Below are 1,776 nucleotides of genomic sequence, written 5' to 3' on the forward strand. Positions count from 1 at the left end.
GGTTGTGCTAACCACCCGAACTTGGTGAGGTCTTCGGACTGAGTTGAGGGAGCGTGGGAACCTGATGGGTAGTAGTCAAGCGATGGGGTGACGCAGGAAGGTAGCTGAGCCCGGCCGGTGGTTGTGCCGGGGTAAGCGTGTAGGCCGTGGTGTAGGCAAATCCGCACCACATGAGGGCTGAGACGTGATGCCGAGCCGATTCAGGTGAAGTCAGTGATCCTATGCTGCCGAGAAAAGCCTCTAGCGAGTTCTTAGCGGCCCGTACCCCAAACCGACACAGGTGGTCAGGTAGAGAATACCGAGGCGATCGGGCGAACTGTGGTTAAGGAACTCGGCAAATTGCCCCCGTAACTTAGGGAGAAGGGGGGCCGGAGACGTGAAGCCCCGCGCGGGTGGAGCGTTGTATGGCCGCAGAGAGCAGGGGGAAGCGACTGTTTACTAAAAACACAGGTCCATGCGAAGAAGTAATTCGATGTATATGGACTGACGCCTGCCCGGTGCTGGAACGTTAAGGGGACCTGTTAGCTCTTCGGGGCGAAGCGGAGAACTTAAGCGCCAGTAAACGGCGGTGGTAACTATAACCATCCTAAGGTAGCGAAATTCCTTGTCGGGTAAGTTCCGACCTGCACGAATGGCGTAACGACTTCCCCACTGTCTCAACCACAGGCCCGGCGAAATTGCAGTACGAGTAAAGATGCTCGTTACGCGCGGCAGGACGGAAAGACCCCGGGACCTTTACTATAGCTTGACATTGGTACTCGAATTAGCTTGTGTAGGATAGGTGGGAGCCGGTGAAGTCCATACGCCAGTATGGGTGGAGGCAATCTTGAAATACCACTCTGGTTGATTTGGGTATCTAACTTCGGACCGTTATCCGGTTCAGGGACAGTGTCTGGTGGGTAGTTTAACTGGGGCGGTTGCCTCCTAAAAGGTAACGGAGGCGCCCAAAGGTTCCCTCAGCCTGGTTGGCAATCAGGTGTTGAGTGCAAGTACACAAGGGAGCTTGACTGTGAGACTGACAGGTCGAGCAGGGACGAAAGTCGGGACTAGTGATCCGGCACTTGCGAGTGGAAGCGGTGTCGCTCAACGGATAAAAGGTACCCCGGGGATAACAGGCTGATCTTCCCCAAGAGTCCATATCGACGGGATGGTTTGGCACCTCGATGTCGGCTCGTCGCATCCTGGGGCTGTAGCAGGTCCCAAGGGTTGGGCTGTTCGCCCATTAAAGCGGTACGCGAGCTGGGTTTAGAACGTCGTGAGACAGTTCGGTCCCTATCCGCCGTGCGCGTAGGATACTTGAGAAGGGCTGTCCCTAGTACGAGAGGACCGGGACGGACGAACCTCTGGTGTGCCAGTTGTCCTGCCAAGGGCACGGCTGGTTAGCTACGTTCGGAAGGGATAACCGCTGAAAGCATCTAAGCGGGAAGCCTGCTTCAAGATGAGGTATCCCACCCACCTTTGGTGGGGTAAGGCCCCCAGCTAGACGACTGGGTTGATAGGCCGGAAATGTAAGCCCGGTAACGGGTTCAGTTGACCGGTACTAATAGGCCGAGGACTTGACTACTAAGCTGCTACGCGTCCACTGTGCAACTCTGAACAAGCGAACACCCGTGACTGTGGTGCCGGGGTTGTTTGATATGTTCATAGAGTTACGGCGGTCATGGCGGAGGGGAAACGCCCGGTTACATTCCGAACCCGGAAGCTAAGCCCTCCAGCGCCGATGGTACTGCACTCGTGAGGGTGTGGGAGAGTAGGACGCCGCCGGACAATCTTCCA

At 56.4% G+C, this 1,776-nt stretch carries 2 rRNA genes (1 of these 2 only partly in view); both read left to right on the top strand.

Going from position 1 to position 1,776, the window contains the following annotated elements:
• Window positions 1–1,564: ribosomal RNA gene (locus tag ACZ6NZ_RS32315) — 23S ribosomal RNA — on the top strand (it extends 1,743 nt beyond the left edge of the window).
• A gap of 86 nt (window positions 1,565–1,650) precedes the next feature.
• Window positions 1,651–1,767, top strand: a 5S ribosomal RNA gene (gene rrf, locus ACZ6NZ_RS32320).
• Window positions 1,768–1,776: the final 9 nt, after the last annotated feature.

The organism is Micromonospora sp. NPDC047756 (assembly GCF_055587245.1).